Raw genomic sequence first — 15,973 nt, 5'->3', positions numbered from 1 at the left:
AACAAGCCCGCCGAGCACGAGTTCGTCTACTCCGACGCAGAGCGCGACGCCCTCATGCGTGACGGCGTGGAGCAGGGCAAGAAGCTGCCCAAGGAGAACCCGGTCCAGCGCTACAAGGGTCTGGGTGAGATGAACGCCGACGAGCTGTGGGAGACCACGATGGACCCCTCGCAGCGGCTGCTGCTGCAGGTCACCCTCGAGGACGCCGCCCACGCCGACGAGATCTTCTCCATCCTCATGGGCGAGGACGTCGCCGAGCGACGCTCGTTCATCCAGCGCAACGCCAAGGACGTCCGATTCCTCGACATCTGAGTCTTGCTGAGGCCCTAGATACCGATAGACGCACGCAGAAAGTGAAATCGTGACCGAGACTCCTCCGGAAGGCTCCGGGCAGACCGCTGCCGGCGGCCGGATCGAGACCGTCGAGCTCCAGGCATCGATGCAGTCGAGCTACATCGACTACGCGATGGCCGTCATCGTGGGCCGGGCACTGCCCGACGTACGTGATGGACTCAAGCCCGTCCACAGGCGCGTCCTCTACGCGATGTACGACGGTGGCTACCGTCCCGACCGCGGGTTCTCCAAGTGCGCCCGTGTCGTCGGTGAGGTGATGGGTAACTACCACCCCCATGGTGACACCGCGATCTACGACACCCTGGTCCGGCTGGCGCAGCCGTGGGTGATGCGCAACCCGCTGATCCACGGCCAGGGCAACTTCGGTTCGCCCGGCAACGACCCGGCCGCGGCCATGCGTTACACCGAGTGCCGGATGGCGCCGCTGGCACTCGAGATGGTCCGCGACATCACCGAGGACACCGTCGACTTCGGCCCCAACTACGACGGCCGCTCCCAGGAGCCGGCCATCCTGCCGGCGCGGTTCCCGAACCTGCTGGTCAACGGCTCGGCCGGCATCGCGGTCGGCATGGCGACCAACATCCCGCCGCACAACCTGCGTGAGGTCGCCTCCGGCGCCAAGTGGGCGCTCGAGCACCCCGACGCGACGCGCGAGGAGCTCCAGGACGCGCTGCTCGAGCGGGTCAAGGGCCCCGACTTCCCCAACGGCGCGCTGATCGTCGGCCGCGAGGGCATCGAGCAGGCCTACCGCACCGGCCGCGGCTCGATCACCCAGCGTGCGGTGATCGAGGTCGACGAGGACGCCAAGGGCCGCACCAACCTGGTGATCACCGAGCTCCCCTACATGGTGAACCCGGACAACCTCGCCCAGAAGATCGCCGACCTCGCCGACACCGGCAAGGTGCAGGGCATCGCGGATGTCAAGGACAACACCTCCTCCCGCACCGGGCAGCAGCTCGTGGTCGTGCTCAAGCGCGATGCGGTCGCCCGCGTCGTACTCAACAACCTGCTCAAGCACACCGAGCTGCAGACCAACTTCTCCGCCAACATGCTGGCGCTGGTCGACGGTGTGCCGCGCACTCTCTCGATCGACCAGTTCATCTCCAACTGGGTCGAGCACCAGATCGACGTCATCCGGAGGCGTACGGCATTCCGGCTGCGCAAGGCCGAGGAGGACGCCCACATCTGGCGCGGCCTGGTCAAGGCGCTCGACCAGCTCGACGCCGTGATCGCGCTGATCCGCTCCTCCCCCGAGGTCGACGACGCTCGCCAGGGCCTGATCCGGCTGCTCGAGATCGACGAGGTCCAGGCCAACGCGATCCTCGACATGCAGCTGCGTCGCCTCGCAGCGCTGGAGCGGCAGAAGATCGTCGATCGTCTGGCCGAGCTCGAGGTCATCATTGCCGACCTCGAGGACATCCTCGCCAACGTGACGCGCCAGCGTCAGATCGTGATGGACGAGCTCGACGAGATCGTCGCGAAGTACGGCGACGACCGCCGCACCCAGATCATCGCGGCCGACGGCGACCTCTCCATGGAGGACCTCATCCCCGATGAGGAGCTGGTCGTCTCGATTACCCGCGGTGGCTACGCCAAGCGCACCCTCGCCGGTGAGTACCGCACCCAGAAGCGCGGTGGAAAGGGCGTACGCGGCGCCACCCTGCGCGGCGACGACGTGGTCGAGCACTTCATCTCGACCACCAACCATCACTGGCTGCTCTTCTTCACCACCGCCGGCCGGGTCTACCGGATCAAGGCCTACAACCTGCCCGAGGCGGCGCGTGACGCCAAGGGCGGTCACGTGGCCGGGCTGCTCTCGTTCCAGCCGGACGAGTCGATCGCCCAGGTGCTCGCGATCCGAGACTACGAGCAGGCGCCCTACCTCGTGCTGGCCACCCGCTCCGGTCTGATCAAGAAGACGCGGCTCGGTGACTACAACTCACCTCGTCAGGCCGGCGTCATCGCGATCAACTTCCGCGAGGACGACGACGAGCTGATCGGCGCCGAGCTGGTCAACTCCGAGGACGACATCCTGCTCGTCTCGCGCAAGGGTCAGGCGATCCGGTTCCGCGCCGACGACAACCAGCTGCGGCCGATGGGCCGGGCGACCTCGGGTGTCACCGGCATGAAGTTCCGGGAGAGCGACTCGCTGCTGTCGATGTCGGTCATCCGGGCCGAGCACGTCGCCGCCGAGATCGCAGCCGGGCTCTCCGAAGCCAACGAGGACACCGCGGACGTCGCGGCTCCTGTCTCCGGCGCCGAGTCGCCGGACGAGGTCAAGGAGCAGTTCGTCTTCACCATCACCGACGGTGGTTTCGCGAAGCGTACGAAGATCTCCGAATACCGGCTGCAGTCCCGCGGCGGTCTGGGCATCAAGACGATGGCGCTGGCCAACGCCGACCGCGGCGGTCTGGTCGGTGCGTTCATCGTGGTCGACGGCGACGAGATCCTCTCGATCACCGCGACCGGTCAGGTCGTACGCAGCCCGATCAACGCCGACTTCAGGGCAACCGGCCGCTCCACCCAGGGCGTCAAGTTCGTCTCGCCCAAGAAGGGTGACTCGGTCGCCGTCGTCGCACGTTCCGTCGAGGCCCGCGAGGTCGACGATGACGTCGTCACCGGGACAGAGGTTGCGGATGATGTAACAATCGGGGAAGACGGCGAGCACGGAGCGTCGTCCGAGACCACGACGGAAGATGAATCCTGATGACGGACCGCACCGCCGACCGCACGACTGGGGGAGTCGCGATGACCGAGCGGAACGAGACCGCGCAGCCGGTGACCCAGCGGATCACGGACACGGTCGCCAACGCGGCTAGGCGTACCACCTCCGCGGTCGCCTCGACCGCCCGCACCTCCGGCCCCGCCGGCGCGGAGCGGGACGCGGTCAGCGGCTCGGCTCGCCGGGCCCGGCTGAGTCTGAGCCGCATCGACCCATGGTCGGTCATGAAGATGGCCTTCCTGCTCTCGATCGCGCTCAGCGTCGTGGTGATCGTCGCCGTCTTCGTCATCTGGTCGGTCCTTGGTGCTGCCGGTGTATGGGACTCGATCAACCAGGCGGTCCAGGACGTCGTCGGTGACTCCAGCGCCGGCTGGAACGTGCAGGACTACCTCGGCCTCCCCCGCATCATGGGCTTCACCATGGTCGTCTCGGTCGTCAACATCGTCCTGATGACCGCCGTCGCCACCCTCGCCGCGTTCCTCTACAACATGGCCGCCGCGCTTCTGGGCGGCGTCGAAGTAGAGCTCACCGAGAACTGAGCCCAACTAGAACCCGCAACCTGGGGAGGGTTGTCCGAGCGCTTTTCGGATGGCCCTCCCCAGGTTCATTCGTTCAGGGGGCAGGTTTGGCCGCAGGTCTTCATCGGCCCGCTCCAGCCGTTTCTGGTGAGGATCCGTCCTACGCGGGCCGCTGTGTGACACGGGGTGTCGAACACCTGGTGAAACCGCAGTCGCGCGGGCACCGCTCCGAGTTCGGCGAGATCGTCCAACGAACGGTCGGCATCACGGGCCTGGTCGCGCCAGAATCCGTGGCCAAGCGCACCATCGTGCTCGAGCACCGAGTGGGTGCCGGTCGCGAGGTCGTCCACCAACCCCCGGATGAGCTTGCGGCGACGTAGGGAGTGCGCGCGATCCAGTGACGCCTGGAGCGTGGCCGCGGTGACATAGGACCGGCTTGCCACCTCGGCAACCCGCGCGATCGCGTCGATCTCGGACCTGGCTTCGTTCGCCATCGCGAGGGCGTTGTCCTCGACCTTCAGACGTGGAGGAGTTCCTCCGTACGCCTTGCGCTCGAGGTCGCGCATCCGGTGGACGACGATGCCGGGCTGGGGCATCACCTTGCGAGAGTGGTCGATGGCGACGTGGATCGGTCGACCGTCGTCGCGTCCCCGAGGAGCCTCGAGGCTGTCGCGGCACAGCAGGGCCGGAGCAGCGTAGAGCACCGCCGCCCAAGCCCGCTGCTCCCAGATGAGCGGCCCGGTGTGGTTGACGTAGACGCGAGGGTGCACCCGGCGGAGCTCGTTGCGGCGTACGGCCCGCTCGATGTCGATCCTGCTCAGGCCGCCGGCGGTGAGCTGGGCATAGGTTGCGACGCCGTCCTGCATCCGTCGCTGAGCATCCAGCATCCGCGCCGCATCCTCGCGCGTCGATGGGGTCTCTTCGTTTTGGTGCCCCGGGCAGCGGCCGGGTAATGTTTCTCTCGCCTGCTGGTAGGGGCTTCCACCCTCCAGTTGGCGCCTGCGCTTATAGCTCAGACGGTTAGAGCACCACACTGATAATGTGGGGGTCGGAGGTTCAAGTCCTCCTAAGCGCACAGCACTCGCCCTGAACTCCGGTTCGGGGCGTTTCTGCTGTTCAGGCATGGTTTTCCGCCTCTCCCTCATCGTCGCTGCTGGCGTCCTGATCGGGCTCAGGCTTTGCGTTGGCGGGCTCCGAGGCCCCCGAGAGGCCCCCGACCTGCTTTGCGGCGGTCCAAAGGTTCTGGTCGTAGAGGTGCCCGTAGAGGTCCATCGTCATGGTTGCGGAGGCGTGCCCAAGGATGCGCTGGACCACCTTGGGATCGGCCCCAGCACCCAGCCAGATCGAGGCGCAGGTGTGCCGAAGGTCGTGGACCCGGAAGCCTGCCCGGTCGATCGTCTTGAGGGCAGCTCCCCAACGAATGCTGCGCTTCCAGTTGCGCTCAGCGAGCGGGCCACCCTTGGGGGCGTGGAAGAGCCAGTCCCCCGGCTTCTTGCCGTCTGCCCATCGGTCGATGATCGGCACCAGGTCGCTGACGAGCGGGACGGTCCGTGCCTGGTGACCCTTGAGCGTCTCCTCATAGAGCCTGCCGGTGTCGCTGTCCGAGAGCACGGCGCGTTGCAGTCGCAGTCCTCGACCAGGGACGGAGACAAGGTCACGGACCTGAAGCCCAGCGACCTCACCCCAGCGGAGACCACCTAGCGCCAGGACCTTCACCACGTCGGCGTACGGATTGCTGATCGGCTCCCCGTTCTCATCGAGCCGAGACAGGACCTTGCCCTCATCGTCCCGAGGAATAGCGCATGCCTCAGTGAGCGCTTCAATCTCGGCTTTGGTCAGATACTGCCCCTCACGCTTGGACTTGCCCCCTGTCGGAGCCTCGACCTCCATGGCAACGTTGCCGTTGATCCGGCGATCCTTGACGGCGAAGTCGAGCAGTGAGCGGAAGGTTGCCAACTGTCGCTTTGCGGTCGACGGCTTGAGCCCCTTCTTGGTCACCAGCTCGCCCAACCACCGTTCAACATCGGCCGTGGTGATCGAGGCGACCGGAGCACGACCGAACTTCGGCTCGATGTGGTTGCGCCAGGCCCGAGCGTCCTCACGGCGACTGCTCTCCTTCAATCGACCGCCAGCCTTGAGCCACTCAGTAGCGACCACGTCCAAGGCCACCTTGCCGCGCTTGGGGTCGACCCACTGGCCCATCTTCAACTTGCGGACCTGGTCGTCGTGCCAGTCCTTCGCCTCGTTCTTCCGGGTGAAGACCTGAGATGCGACCTCCCGGCCGTGCCACTTCACACGAGCCTTGTAACGCTTGGTCTTCCCGTCGCTGAGCGTCCTTGTCTGGATGACCATCAGGCAGCCGCCGTTTCACGCTGCGAATCGATCCAAGCATCGAGGTCGGCCACGTCCCAGACCAGGCGTCGCCCGATCTTGATTGCAGGCGCGAACCTGCCTTCCTGGCGAAGCCACCGAACCGTCAGAACGGTGACCCTGCAGTACTCCGCTACTTCGTCAATCGTCAGCAACTGGTTGTTGCTCATCTGCTTCCCCTCATCGGTTGATGTTCTTGGTCTGGGCCTTCCATCGGTCGTATTCGCGGGCGCGAGCTGCCGCGGCGAGGGCGAGTGCTTCGTCTCCGGGGTTGGTCCATCCGGTGCCCTGGTAGGCCCATTCGCCGATGACGAGAGTCGTCTCCTCGTCGTCTTCGGCCAGGAGCCGGGCTTCCATCTCGGCGGTGGAGATCTGTTCGAGGGTCTCCCCGTTGCGGCGGGCGTCGGTGACCATCTGCTGATAGCGGGCACGAGCCCGGCGGAGCCGTCCGAGGGTGATCGAGTAGCGGCGGGACTTGGTGGAGAAGTGGCCGCGGAAGCCGAGCATGTGGGCCCACTTCTTGACCAGCTCATAGGGGTTGTCCTGGCCGCCGTAGAGAGCATCGGAGGTCTCGAAGATGTCGTAACAAGTCGAGGTCAGCCGCGCCAGGTGGGGCCGGGTGGTGTCCTCGAGACGAACCGAGGAGACATCCTTGCTGGCGTACTTGGCCAGATACCCCGCCACCTGACCCGGTGTCAGAGCAGCCTCAGGGTCGTCGGTGCGGTCACCCTCACGCACGACACGGACATCGACCTGGTCACCCCACGACAGCACCCGAGTAACGCCGGTGTGGTCGACCGGGGGCGCTTCAAACGTGACCTTGGCGATGGTCTCGGCCAGGAGCTGGGCGAGGTCGATGCCGTCCAGGGGTGCGGGTGACCCGGGGCCGTCGTGGCCATCGAGGCGGAGCAGGGCATGGAAGTGGACCAGGCCCCGGGTCTGGTATTCGGCGACCTTGACGAACTGCACCGAGGCGACGTTCTTGAGGCGCGACTCGGGTACGTCGAGGCGCTTGGCCAGAGCTCGCTTGAGTTCGATCGTCGTGCGTCGCCACAGCTCGGGCGCCCACCACTGCCACACGATGGCGGTGGTCCAGTCGTGACAGTCGGGACAGAATGGCGCGCCAACGATGACATCGGTGGCGGAGTGGATCTTGTGACACGAGATCGGCCGGCCATGGGGGCAGCGGGCACCCTTGTCGCGGGCACGAGGACGGCAGCGTTTGCCAGCCTTGTCGTGGCGGTGAGCGTGGGTCCCGAACGATGGCGCTGTCAGGGTGGCGAAGAGCAGCGGGTTGTCTGCCACGGTGGCGGAGACGGTTTTGCCACCGGTCAGACCGGCATCGATCATCGCGAAGGTGTCGCGGGCGTAGGTCCGTGAGCAGGAGGGGCACACGTCGGCGCGGCGGTTGCCGCAGGGCCGGTAGAGCACACCGAGGGGTGCCTGTTCGGAGGAGAATGCCGCGACGTGGTCCCCGAGCGCGACTTGTCCGGGGCCGTAGGTCTTGTAGAGCGCGGCGCGCAGCTCGGAGACCTGGGAACGCTCGAACGTTCGAGACCGGCCGGTCAGCCGGATCGGGCGGGCGCAGTTCTTCACCGCTGCAGCGGTCTCCGCGAAGGCGTCAAAGCTCTTGTCGATCAGACGAGACGTGACGGCCTGGAGACCGGCGTCGGTGAGGCCGGACAGATCCAGCGGCGCATCCTCCCCGTACCCCGGAAACGAGCCAGTGCCCGCCGAGGTCGAGGAGGATGCGTCACTGTGGATGCCCGGAGCATCGAGGGTCGAGGCGGTCAAAAGAGCCGTCCTTGACCGTCGTGTCCCATGTTGGCGGGGAGCCCCTGCTGGATCTGTGCCCACTCGGCGTCACTGATCCAGCGGGCCGAGCAGGTCGGGCAGATGTGGCTACCCGAGAGGCGGTGACCACCGGGACGGGTGCAGGTGTGGACGTGGTCCTCGTTGTTGAGGTTCGCCGTGCAGGTCGTCATGCGGCCACCACCATCGGGTCAACCACCGGGTCAACCTCCGGGGCGGTCATCGGGATGGCGTCGATGAGGTCGAGCAGGTCGGCGGGCTCAGAGGCACGGTCGGACCCGGCCCACATGCCACCAGAAACCCGCTCTTCGAGGGCGTACGAGTTGCAGGCGGAACGGACGGCACAGCCGTCGCATGTGGCCTTCATGATGTCCACCAGGACAGGCGGGAGCATCGCGGTGTCGACGGTCCAGGGAAGGCCCCGGTTCTCCCGGGTGGCGCACGAGGCGGCTTCCTCCCATGCCTGGATGCTCATGACAACACCTCCGCATCGGCCGAGTCGGTGGAGCTGACGACCTCACCGGCAACGACGTCGGGCGAGGTGTGACGGGTGCGGGGCTTACGCGGCTTGCGGGTGCGAGGCGCACCGTTCGGGGTCGAAGGCCCACGAGGAGGCCGGTTGTCGCCCGGTCGGGTGTTCTTCGCCGTGGAGACGGCAGGGACCAGGTCGGACTCGGCCAGGCCGATGAGGTTGCCGACCTCGGCCGATCGAGGGTCGAGCGTCGTCGTATCGGTCTCGGTGGTGTCGGTGTGCTGGTCGCGTCGGCCCGTGGGGAGCAGCTCGACCGCACCTGTGGCGGGGTAGTGCTTGTTCATGTCTTGGATCTCCTCATCGGTGACGTAGGCAGCCCGGACCCTGACGGGGTTCTTGCGGCCGTCGAGGTAGACGTAGCCAATGCCGGGCAGGTCCTCGGGGATGGCTTCGCAGTAGGCACCGGCCTTGTGGGCGTCCTCGCCCAGAGCCATCTCCACCTGTCCGGAGGTCTTGAGCCGCAGCGCGATCCGGGTGGGGAACTGGTCACGCCACCGGACGACGTCCTTGGTCACGATCTGGGTGCAGGCGAACACCGAGAACCCCGGGGCGCGACCCTTGGTCAACAGCCGACCCATGGCGGACTCGATCCGGTTCTGGATCTGACGGTCCTCATTCAGCTCGGTCACGTCGGCCAGCTCGTCAACCAGGAGGATGACCAGCGGCGAGGACTGCGAGACCGTGAAGGAGCGAGCCACCCCACGCAGATCGATGGTGCGGTCATCCATCACCCCGACGGCGTCTTCGAACATCTTGGCCATGGCCTCGTAGTCGTCGCGCTCATAGCGAGCGAACATGTCGCGGCCGAACTCCAGCTCCATCCCGCCCTTGGGATCGATGGCCCACACCTGCACCAGGCCCGCCTTGATGAACGGAGCCAGCGAGCGCAGCAGCGACCAGACCACCGAGCCCTTCCCGGCGCCGGTCTCACCAGCGAGGAGTGTGTGGGTGCCTCGGACCTTGAGGAGCCAGGGCTCCAGGAGGTCGGTGTAGCCGATGTGGAGCCCATCTAGGCGCGCCACATCCAGGGCGTCAGGGCCAGTCGGGACCGGGAGCGCGGCAATGGTCGCGGTCAGGGGGTTGCGCTTCTCCAACTCCAGCCAGCACATCCCCGGCTTGTGGGCACGAACCCGAGCCTCGGATGCCTTCATGGCGTTGGCGATCTCCTCGTCACAGCCCTCCAAGAGGCTGGGGGCCATGCCCGCCGGCAGACGGATCAGGAGCCGGTCCATGGCCGGAGTGGAGGCCACCTTGACCAGCCGCGGGGCCAGGACCCGACCGGAGTGACGATCCGTGGTGGTCAGGCCGCAGCGGCGCATCCAGAACGTCCACATCAGGCCGTACCAGAACCAGCGGTTCACCCAGTTCCGGGCGTACCGGCCAGCACGTCGACCGACCGGAACGACGAAGCGCGTGAACGAGGTCGAGGCGAAATGCCACCAGGCCGCCAGTGACCCACCCAGCGAGATCAGACATCCGGCGAGGACGAAGGCGACGAAGCCCCAGCCCTCACGGTTGCCCAGCTCGACCAGGACCGCGAGGAAGCAGCCGAGCACCGCAAGGGGCAGGACCAGGCCGGGTCGACGGACCACAGACCACAGCACCCAGACCGAGGCCATGAGAAGCTTCAACGTTGCAGCGCGGAACTTGCCCGCGATCCAGTCACCCATCACGCACCTCGCTCGTGAGCGCGGAACTTGGACTCTAGGAGGTAGAGGGTGTCCAGGGCTTCGCCCATGTCCATCAGTGCGTGTCGGACGCGAGCGCCGACCCAGTCCTCTTTGATGGGTGCGAAGTCGAACTTCTTGGCCACGTCGAACATGAGGTCTTGCTGACACCGGGCGAGGTTCGACCGGATGGTCTGTACCGCGCGGAAGGCGTCTTCATCGTTCTTGGCGTTCAGGGCGCGAGCCCACTGATCCAGATCGAGGACCATGTCAGGACACTCCCCTTTCGTGTCGCTTGAATGCGGCGACGACCAGGCCGACCTCGGTCAGCGCGGCCGAGGCCGAGGACTTCGAGGCCCGGATGTTCTCGGCGATGGTCAGGCTGTAGACCGAGGACCCGCCACCGATGGAGGCGTGGACCAGGTCCAGGCGCATGGTCACCTCGGTGAGGTCGCTCGAGACCCGCCGCAGCACGCCCAACGCGGCGTCATCACCGCGTACGCCGAGGGCATCGGCCCAGGCGTCCAGATCGGAGCGGAGGCCAGAGCCGCCGCCGTAGATGCCCCACATCACGACTCACCCCGCTCGTGGGCCTGGAAATCGAGACGTAGGTCCAGGAGCTGGGTCCAGGCGTCGTTGACCTTCTTGGACGCCTCATGGATCGCGATGGCGAACTCGTCAATCGCGGTGATGCGGCGACCGTGTTGGGGCACCGAGTTGTGCAGGCGAAGCAGAGCCGACGACAGCTCGGAAGCCTGAATCTCGAGGTGGCGCATCACCGCGCATGCGTCGGCATCGTTGGTGACCCCCAGGGCGGTCGCGACGGAGTCGAGGTCTCGATAGATGTGCACCATCACGACTCACCCCGCTCGTGACGACCGAAGGCCTGAGCGATGGTGAAGAGACCGTCATTGGCCTCATAGAGCCCGTCAGCAGCGGTCCCGACGAAGTTGCGAGCCTCTTCGGCGTAGGTGGCCGAGCGGCCGCGATCGGGCAGCCGGTTGCTGATCTTGTGCAGCTCGGACGTGATCCCCTGCAACTGCGCGCACAGCTTCCGCAGCTCCGCGATCGCGTCAGCATCGTTGTGGACGCCCAACGCATCAGCCCAGACGTCGAGGTCGACGTTTCGCTGGCCCCACATCACGCGACACCTCGCTCGTGACGCTCGAAGGAGCGGCGCAGGAGCCGGAGCCCATCGGCCGCGTTGAGGGTGTCGGTTGCGGCGTCGTTGAGGGAGACGAGGATGTCGTCCCCGCCCACAACGCCGGAGGTCTCGAAGCGCTTCTGAAACCAGTTCAGCTCTCCGGCGACCGTCAGCAGACGGCCGTAGTAGTTGGACAGCGCCGTCATCGCGTCAGCGTCGTTGTCGACCCCGAGAATGTCGGCCCAGGCGTCCAGGTCCTTGCGTCGTGCGGTCACCATCAGACGTGCCTTCCCTTGCTACGAGTGGTTACGAGTGCTGTTGAAGTTGGGTGAAGTTGGGACCCGCCAGCCGCCACGCCTTCCCAAACGCGACGGCCAGCGGGCGAAGGTTGGGGTGTGCTCACAGACCTGCCGCCTTCCCGCGACAGACCGGACACACCGGGGTGGAGAGGTCGGGGTAGTCCCACGACCAGCGGCTACCCGCGTTGGGCTGGCCGCACAGGGTGAGATCGGCGTTGAGTCCGGCCAGGTGCGCCGGGTCGGACCCGTCACCGATCCACACGAGGTAGAGGCTCACGCCGATCACGCGGCCCAGGGGTCTGCGATTGCCGGGATGTACTCCGCGCCGATGACCCGGACCCAGCAGGGCATGTCCCGCGAGCCGTCGGTAGCCCATCCCTGCCACGCGCGCTCGTGAAAGGTGCCCTCGCTGTGGGTTGCCTCGAACGTGCGGCCCTTGGCTTCGCGCAGCCGGAGCGACTCAGACAGTGCCTCGGCTGCCTCCCATCCCTCGGCGTGGACGTGGAGCTCGACCGCCTGGAGCGGGCCGTAGTAGTCGTCACCGACCTCCAGACGATGCGTCCCGACACGGAGATCGATCAGGTCGACCTCGGGGAGCAGGATCAGCAGCTCTGCGACCCAGGCCGCTTCGTGGGACCGCATCAGGCAGCCGCCTTCGTGGAGGTCGAGCTGGTGCCAGTCTTCGAGGCACCGGCCGGGGCCGTCGCACTCGGGGCGATCATCTCGGAGGCCGTCAGCGACCACTGCAGACGCGGACGGGGACCGTTGGTGTCGATCCACGGCACCGCGATCAGGCCGGTGAACTCGACCGGCACGAACGGCAGGCCGGTGTCGTTGGCCGGGGGCACCGGCTGGTGCTTCGCGAGGATCTTGACGTTGACCGTCTTCTCGTTCTTACGGGCCTCCGGGTCCGCATCCAGCACGGGCACGGTCCAGACCGGCAGCCCGGACTCCTCATCGATCTTCTGCGGCATCGACCCATCCGGCCGCTTGCCCGCGTTGAAGTCCAGCACCGGGGTGACCTCACCCACCAGGTAGGCCCCGTTCGGGAACGGTCCGTCGAACTTCATGTTCAGTCGTCGCGGCATCGCCATTGTTTGATCTCCTTGTTCGAGTAGCGACCTATTCACTACTGCATAACCACGACTATGCACGAGTGAATAGCCCGAGTCAAGCGCTGACCGTGCGACAGCACGATTCGGGACGAAAGGCCCTAGGGGATCAGTGGGGCCGGCGGAGCGCTGCGAACGCGAAGAATGCGGCTCCGACCAGCAAGAACGCACCAGCGACGACGAGCGGCGTCGTCAAGTCGCCCGCCTGCGCCACTCCCCCGCCAATGAGCGACCCAAGGGCAGCCGAACCGATGCCGACGACCCGCGTTCCTGCCGTGATGCGGCCAAGGAGGTGGTCCGGCGTGAGGCTTTGGCGGGCAGTTCCGCCGACAACGCTCACGACAGTCGAGACCAAGCCGACCGCGACGAGGAGCGTGCCCGTGAGCCAGACGCTCGGGGTCACCAGCATCAGCAGCCAGCCCGCCGACTGCACTGCCAGGCAGATCGCGTACGTCGACATGACGGAGAAGCGCACATGCAGACGTGGACCTATCCACCCACCGACGAGGCCACCCACGGCGAGCATCGCCAGGAGGACGCCGAAGGCCCCCGGCTTCAGTCCCAGATGCTCGGTGGCGAACAGGACGAACGTCGCGAACGCGATGTTGTAGCCCAGGTTGTACGTACCCATCCCGAGTGTGAGCATCCGCAGCTGGGCGTGCTTGATCAGGTAGACGCCACCGGTCTTAACCGCCTTAAGTACCGGCTCAGCTGGATGCTCGCTCGCTGGCGCACCAAGACCGCGGATACCAACGAGGAGCAGCGCGGACGCGAGGAACGTGAGCACGTTCAGTCCGAGCGGCAGCATCACCGCCACCGCGAAAAGAGCGCTTCCGAGCGGCGGGCCAAGCAGGGAGCGCCCGAGAATGTCAAGGGTCCAGAAGCGGCCATTGGCCCGGGCAAGTGTTGCAGGATCGCGTCCAGCAAGGATCGGGATACCTGCCTGCGCGGCTGGATCGAAGAAGCATCCAGCGCAGGCGATCAAGAAGACGACCAGGGCCAGCGCTCCGACCGAGAGCAGATCGAGTGCCGCGCCAGCCATCAGGGCGGCAAGCAGAACGACTCGAATCAGGTCCGCCGCGACCATCACTTGCCGGCGGGGCCAGCGATCCACAAGTGCGCCAGCTGGCAACCCGATGATAAACCAGGCCGCGTACGTCGAAGCAGCTACTACCGAGACCCAGAAGGGATCGTCGGTCAGGGTCGTTGCCAGAAGCGGGACAGCAGCGCTCACCGCCCCCTGGCCGACCATCGAGACACCGGTAGAGGCCAGCAGTCGACGCAACCCCCGCGGGCTGTTGGTCGACTGCTGGGCCTCCACCGACGTTGTCACCGGCTCAGGGCATCCATCGTGAATTCGCCGTTGCCGACGCCTTGGAGGAAGGCCTTCCATTCGTGCTCATTGAACTCGAGGACCGGCCCCTCACCATTGGCTTTGGTATCGCGAACGCCGATAGTGCCGTCCACCATGGCGACCTCGACACAGCCGCCCGAGTCCGAACCGGTGCTCTTGCGCCAGTTCGCGTTCTGCCACTTCTCATCCATCGTGTGCTCCTATCTCCCGTCCGCTCCGCAACTCACGAAGGGACCGCTCCAGATACTGCCGCGACGCCTCGACGCTGAGAGCGTCCTTCTGCAGCCGGTCGAAGACCGACCCGTAGGCAGACACGTCGACCTCGTCAGACAAGTACGTATCCGCCGTCTGAGACTCCAGCATGATCACCGCGGGTTTGTCACTGCTGAACTCATAGACCAAGAAGCCGCCGACCGTCATCGCGGCAGCGTCGCTCCCGAGCGGAAGAATCCGCAGGTCGACCAGGTTCACGTCCGTATCAATCAGACTCTGTAGCTGCTCGATCATCACGGACCGACCGCCCGCCCAGCGCAGCAAGGCACGAGCGTCGAGAACGACCTCATATCGGCCGGGCGTGCTCGCCTTGAATGCCTCTTGTCGGGCCATTCGCCTTTCAGCAATCGCTGCCGACTCGGCGAAGCCCATCGCCTCAGCCACCGACCGGGCGTAGGCCCGTGTCTGCAGGAGACCGGGGACGATCACCGCTTGGTATTGCCGCAACCGCTCCACCCGCTGTTCAACCGCCTGAATCTCACCTTGACGCCGACGAGTCCCACCAGCTCGAACCACCCAGGCCCCGGCCATGCCCTCGCGACGCGCAACGGTCGCGAGCAGCTCCGCCCGCACCTCCTCAGGCGAGCCGTAATAGTCGAGCAGGGTCGCAATCTCTTCGAGTGAAGCCGCGAACCGCCCGGTCTCCACTCGCGAGATCTTCGGTTGCGACCACCCCAGGGCGCGCGCGACCTCGGAGCCAGACAGCCCCGCATCCTCGCGAAACCGCCGAAGCTCCGCCCCTAGGCGCACAAGCACCGCGTCTGTCACCGACTCGCCTCCTGATTCATTCGTGCATAGGCAGCCTAGCGGTTCGCTGCCTCCAGCAACAGGACCTGCCCGAGGCGTCCGCGCGTTTGAGCCAATAGAACATGTGTTCGATACTTGAGGCGTGTCGGCCAACCCTCCCAAGAACGACGCCTGGCCCGAGCCCAGGCACTGGCTACACGTCTGGGTGCATCGCAAACGCCGGAACTATCCGCCACCCATGCCTGGCCTCATCCTCAAGTGGGAGCTGCACAAAGGCAGGTGGCGCGCCTGGGTGATCTGGGTCGACACCACGTACGCAGCACCAGAGATCAGGCACGCCTGGCTGCCCGCCAACGAGATCCGGCCAGCGAAAAGCAGCATCAACGTGTGGAACGACCGGTATCGGTAGGGCTTGCTTCCGAGCCGTGGCCCGGCGGCGTCATCGTGCCGATGTGGGTCGGACCGGGTCATCCATCTCGGCCAGAGCTGCACACTCTTCATGCCTACTGCGCGGCGCCAGAACACCTAATAAGTTTCCCGGGCACGACTAACGCTGCGACCAACGTCTTTGGTACTCGTGGTCCACCTGCGTCAAGGACGGGGCCTCAGCCAGTAGTCGAAGTCGCGGAGGAAGCGATCGATGTCCGAGTCGTCATGCATCGACACCCGGACATCGCCGACGCCGTGGTGCCCCTTGCCCCGAAGATCCTGCACATTGGGCGTTGCGACAATGCTGTCCGGGTCGAGCGGGAGCACCACCTCTAGTCGAGAACTGTTGCGGATCACGCTCACGAAGATCTGCGATCGTTCCCCGATCGACAAAGGCATGTCGCCTTCCCGTCGGTAGCCCACGAACATGCTGCGCACTACGTACTGCAGACCGGGGTTGCGGACCCGGATCTCACGATCGAGCCGCATTGCTAGCATCTTCGTGGCGTTGTCCATGGCGGCGACGACCGCGGCGAATGCGCCGTCGCCCACGTGCAGGACACGCGCGAGCACATCGTCCACCGTCCCCCCGGCGAAGTCTGCCGCGTCGATCAGGAATGCTTCGACGTCGTCCTTCATG

General features: G+C 66.1%; 22 protein-coding genes, 1 tRNA gene and 1 pseudogene. 5 read left to right on the top strand and 19 right to left on the bottom strand.

The genetic code is table 11. The features are described from left to right. The 3 genes and pseudogenes from ABZY89_RS27600 to ABZY89_RS27590 all read left to right on the top strand — a co-directional run. Positions 1 to 312: pseudogene (locus ABZY89_RS27600) on the top strand (DNA topoisomerase IV subunit B); the annotation flags it as partial. A gap of 49 nt (positions 313 to 361) precedes the next feature. After that, positions 362 to 3,061, top strand: a complete 2,700-nt coding sequence (gyrA, locus tag ABZY89_RS27595; RefSeq protein ID WP_355232393.1) for a DNA gyrase subunit A — start codon at positions 362 to 364, stop codon at positions 3,059 to 3,061. Further along, positions 3,061 to 3,615: a DUF3566 domain-containing protein gene (locus tag ABZY89_RS27590; RefSeq protein WP_350665332.1), complete on the top strand. Its 555-nt coding sequence runs from the start codon at positions 3,061 to 3,063 to the stop codon at positions 3,613 to 3,615. The genes gyrA and ABZY89_RS27590 overlap by 1 nt, the downstream gene beginning before the upstream one ends. Before the next feature lie 65 nt (positions 3,616 to 3,680). On the opposite strand, the gene ABZY89_RS27585 is transcribed toward ABZY89_RS27590, so the two are convergent. Next, on the bottom strand, positions 3,681 to 4,481 hold the full coding sequence (locus ABZY89_RS27585) for a type IV toxin-antitoxin system AbiEi family antitoxin domain-containing protein (protein WP_355232392.1): 801 nt from the start codon (positions 4,479 to 4,481) through the stop codon (positions 3,681 to 3,683). Positions 4,482 to 4,595: 114 nt separating this feature from the next. Here ABZY89_RS27585 and ABZY89_RS27580 point away from each other — a divergent pair. Then, a tRNA-Ile gene (locus ABZY89_RS27580) sits at positions 4,596 to 4,669 on the top strand. Between the two features lie 41 nt (positions 4,670 to 4,710). On the opposite strand, the gene ABZY89_RS27575 is transcribed toward ABZY89_RS27580, so the two are convergent. The 17 genes from ABZY89_RS27575 to ABZY89_RS27495 form a co-directional block, all read right to left on the bottom strand. Next, positions 4,711 to 5,946, bottom strand: coding sequence for a tyrosine-type recombinase/integrase (locus ABZY89_RS27575; RefSeq protein ID WP_355232391.1), 1,236 nt, complete (start codon positions 5,944 to 5,946; stop codon positions 4,711 to 4,713). After that, the gene (locus tag ABZY89_RS27570; RefSeq protein ID WP_355232390.1) at positions 5,946 to 6,134 is read right to left on the bottom strand and encodes a helix-turn-helix domain-containing protein; all 189 of its coding nucleotides are present in this window, start codon (positions 6,132 to 6,134) and stop codon (positions 5,946 to 5,948) included. The genes ABZY89_RS27575 and ABZY89_RS27570 overlap by 1 nt, the downstream gene beginning before the upstream one ends. A 10-nt stretch (positions 6,135 to 6,144) precedes the next feature. Beyond that, positions 6,145 to 7,758, bottom strand: coding sequence for a replication initiator (locus tag ABZY89_RS27565; RefSeq protein ID WP_355232389.1), 1,614 nt, complete (start codon positions 7,756 to 7,758; stop codon positions 6,145 to 6,147). After that, complete coding sequence (locus ABZY89_RS27560) at positions 7,755 to 7,949, bottom strand: hypothetical protein (protein WP_355232388.1); 195 nt, start codon at positions 7,947 to 7,949, stop codon at positions 7,755 to 7,757. The genes ABZY89_RS27565 and ABZY89_RS27560 overlap by 4 nt, the downstream gene beginning before the upstream one ends. Then, on the bottom strand, positions 7,946 to 8,251 hold the full coding sequence (locus ABZY89_RS27555) for a WhiB family transcriptional regulator (RefSeq protein ID WP_355232387.1): 306 nt from the start codon (positions 8,249 to 8,251) through the stop codon (positions 7,946 to 7,948). Before ABZY89_RS27555 ends, ABZY89_RS27560 begins: the two co-directional genes overlap by 4 nt. Then, positions 8,248 to 9,978 carry an FtsK/SpoIIIE domain-containing protein gene (locus ABZY89_RS27550; RefSeq protein WP_355232386.1) on the bottom strand — a complete coding sequence of 577 codons (1,731 nt, stop codon included), beginning with the start codon at positions 9,976 to 9,978 and terminating at the stop codon, positions 8,248 to 8,250. Before ABZY89_RS27550 ends, ABZY89_RS27555 begins: the two co-directional genes overlap by 4 nt. Next, positions 9,978 to 10,244: a hypothetical protein gene (locus ABZY89_RS27545; protein ID WP_355232385.1), complete on the bottom strand. Its 267-nt coding sequence runs from the start codon at positions 10,242 to 10,244 to the stop codon at positions 9,978 to 9,980. The genes ABZY89_RS27550 and ABZY89_RS27545 overlap by 1 nt, the downstream gene beginning before the upstream one ends. A gap of 1 nt (position 10,245) precedes the next feature. Further along, complete coding sequence (locus ABZY89_RS27540) at positions 10,246 to 10,545, bottom strand: hypothetical protein (RefSeq protein WP_355232384.1); 300 nt, start codon at positions 10,543 to 10,545, stop codon at positions 10,246 to 10,248. Next, positions 10,545 to 10,829 (bottom strand): hypothetical protein, encoded by a 285-nt coding sequence (locus tag ABZY89_RS27535; RefSeq protein ID WP_355232383.1) that lies wholly within the window; start codon positions 10,827 to 10,829, stop codon positions 10,545 to 10,547. Before ABZY89_RS27535 ends, ABZY89_RS27540 begins: the two co-directional genes overlap by 1 nt. Then, positions 10,829 to 11,116 (bottom strand): hypothetical protein, encoded by a 288-nt coding sequence (locus ABZY89_RS27530; protein WP_355232382.1) that lies wholly within the window; start codon positions 11,114 to 11,116, stop codon positions 10,829 to 10,831. Before ABZY89_RS27530 ends, ABZY89_RS27535 begins: the two co-directional genes overlap by 1 nt. Beyond that, a complete protein-coding gene (locus ABZY89_RS27525) occupies positions 11,116 to 11,397 on the bottom strand; it encodes a hypothetical protein (protein WP_355232381.1) in 282 nt (93 codons plus the stop codon). Before ABZY89_RS27525 ends, ABZY89_RS27530 begins: the two co-directional genes overlap by 1 nt. Before the next feature lie 121 nt (positions 11,398 to 11,518). Then, positions 11,519 to 11,695, bottom strand: coding sequence for a hypothetical protein (locus tag ABZY89_RS27520; protein ID WP_355232380.1), 177 nt, complete (start codon positions 11,693 to 11,695; stop codon positions 11,519 to 11,521). Positions 11,696 to 11,700: 5 nt separating this feature from the next. Then, positions 11,701 to 12,060, bottom strand: a complete 360-nt coding sequence (locus tag ABZY89_RS27515; protein WP_355232379.1) for a hypothetical protein — start codon at positions 12,058 to 12,060, stop codon at positions 11,701 to 11,703. Next, positions 12,060 to 12,512 (bottom strand): plasmid replication, integration and excision activator, encoded by a 453-nt coding sequence (locus ABZY89_RS27510; RefSeq protein ID WP_355232378.1) that lies wholly within the window; start codon positions 12,510 to 12,512, stop codon positions 12,060 to 12,062. Before ABZY89_RS27510 ends, ABZY89_RS27515 begins: the two co-directional genes overlap by 1 nt. A 127-nt stretch (positions 12,513 to 12,639) precedes the next feature. Beyond that, positions 12,640 to 13,863, bottom strand: coding sequence for an MFS transporter (locus ABZY89_RS27505; protein WP_355232377.1), 1,224 nt, complete (start codon positions 13,861 to 13,863; stop codon positions 12,640 to 12,642). Then, positions 13,860 to 14,075, bottom strand: coding sequence for a DUF397 domain-containing protein (locus ABZY89_RS27500; protein ID WP_355232376.1), 216 nt, complete (start codon positions 14,073 to 14,075; stop codon positions 13,860 to 13,862). The genes ABZY89_RS27505 and ABZY89_RS27500 overlap by 4 nt, the downstream gene beginning before the upstream one ends. Next, a complete protein-coding gene (locus tag ABZY89_RS27495) occupies positions 14,068 to 14,925 on the bottom strand; it encodes a helix-turn-helix transcriptional regulator (protein ID WP_355232375.1) in 858 nt (285 codons plus the stop codon). The genes ABZY89_RS27500 and ABZY89_RS27495 overlap by 8 nt, the downstream gene beginning before the upstream one ends. 217 nt (positions 14,926 to 15,142) lie before the next feature. Here ABZY89_RS27495 and ABZY89_RS27490 point away from each other — a divergent pair, with 217 nt between their 5' ends. Continuing rightward, positions 15,143 to 15,313: a hypothetical protein gene (locus ABZY89_RS27490; RefSeq protein WP_355232374.1), complete on the top strand. Its 171-nt coding sequence runs from the start codon at positions 15,143 to 15,145 to the stop codon at positions 15,311 to 15,313. A 182-nt stretch (positions 15,314 to 15,495) separates the two neighbouring features. On the opposite strand, the gene ABZY89_RS27485 is transcribed toward ABZY89_RS27490, so the two are convergent. Next, positions 15,496 to 15,972: a hypothetical protein gene (locus ABZY89_RS27485; protein ID WP_355232373.1), complete on the bottom strand. Its 477-nt coding sequence runs from the start codon at positions 15,970 to 15,972 to the stop codon at positions 15,496 to 15,498. Position 15,973 lies beyond the last annotated feature (1 nt).

It is taken from the genome of Nocardioides sp. NPDC006303 (genome assembly GCF_040613175.1).
In the GTDB taxonomy this organism is placed as follows: Bacteria; Actinomycetota; Actinomycetes; order Propionibacteriales; family Nocardioidaceae; genus Nocardioides.
Note: the sequence above shows the minus strand (reverse complement) of the source record. Positions and strands in the feature narration are given on the sequence as shown.

Bases quoted from the DNA above. Each gene is read 5' to 3' on its own strand.
- ABZY89_RS27590 (WP_350665332.1), top strand. From the start codon at position 3,061: ATGACGGACCGCACCGCCGACCGCACGACTGGGGGAGTCGCGATGACC.
- ABZY89_RS27585 (WP_355232392.1), bottom strand. From the start codon at position 4,481: ATGCTGGATGCTCAGCGACGGATGCAGGACGGCGTCGCAACCTATGCC.
- ABZY89_RS27575 (WP_355232391.1), bottom strand. From the start codon at position 5,946: ATGGTCATCCAGACAAGGACGCTCAGCGACGGGAAGACCAAGCGTTAC.
- ABZY89_RS27570 (WP_355232390.1), bottom strand. From the start codon at position 6,134: ATGAGCAACAACCAGTTGCTGACGATTGACGAAGTAGCGGAGTACTGC.
- ABZY89_RS27560 (WP_355232388.1), bottom strand. From the start codon at position 7,949: ATGACGACCTGCACGGCGAACCTCAACAACGAGGACCACGTCCACACC.
- ABZY89_RS27555 (WP_355232387.1), bottom strand. From the start codon at position 8,251: ATGAGCATCCAGGCATGGGAGGAAGCCGCCTCGTGCGCCACCCGGGAG.
- ABZY89_RS27550 (WP_355232386.1), bottom strand. From the start codon at position 9,978: ATGGGTGACTGGATCGCGGGCAAGTTCCGCGCTGCAACGTTGAAGCTT.
- ABZY89_RS27545 (WP_355232385.1), bottom strand. From the start codon at position 10,244: ATGGTCCTCGATCTGGATCAGTGGGCTCGCGCCCTGAACGCCAAGAAC.
- ABZY89_RS27540 (WP_355232384.1), bottom strand. From the start codon at position 10,545: ATGTGGGGCATCTACGGCGGCGGCTCTGGCCTCCGCTCCGATCTGGAC.
- ABZY89_RS27535 (WP_355232383.1), bottom strand. From the start codon at position 10,829: ATGGTGCACATCTATCGAGACCTCGACTCCGTCGCGACCGCCCTGGGG.
- ABZY89_RS27530 (WP_355232382.1), bottom strand. From the start codon at position 11,116: ATGTGGGGCCAGCGAAACGTCGACCTCGACGTCTGGGCTGATGCGTTG.
- ABZY89_RS27525 (WP_355232381.1), bottom strand. From the start codon at position 11,397: ATGGTGACCGCACGACGCAAGGACCTGGACGCCTGGGCCGACATTCTC.
- ABZY89_RS27515 (WP_355232379.1), bottom strand. From the start codon at position 12,060: ATGCGGTCCCACGAAGCGGCCTGGGTCGCAGAGCTGCTGATCCTGCTC.
- ABZY89_RS27510 (WP_355232378.1), bottom strand. From the start codon at position 12,512: ATGGCGATGCCGCGACGACTGAACATGAAGTTCGACGGACCGTTCCCG.
- ABZY89_RS27500 (WP_355232376.1), bottom strand. From the start codon at position 14,075: ATGGATGAGAAGTGGCAGAACGCGAACTGGCGCAAGAGCACCGGTTCG.
- ABZY89_RS27490 (WP_355232374.1), top strand. From the start codon at position 15,143: ATGCCTGGCCTCATCCTCAAGTGGGAGCTGCACAAAGGCAGGTGGCGC.
- ABZY89_RS27485 (WP_355232373.1), bottom strand. From the start codon at position 15,972: ATGAAGGACGACGTCGAAGCATTCCTGATCGACGCGGCAGACTTCGCC.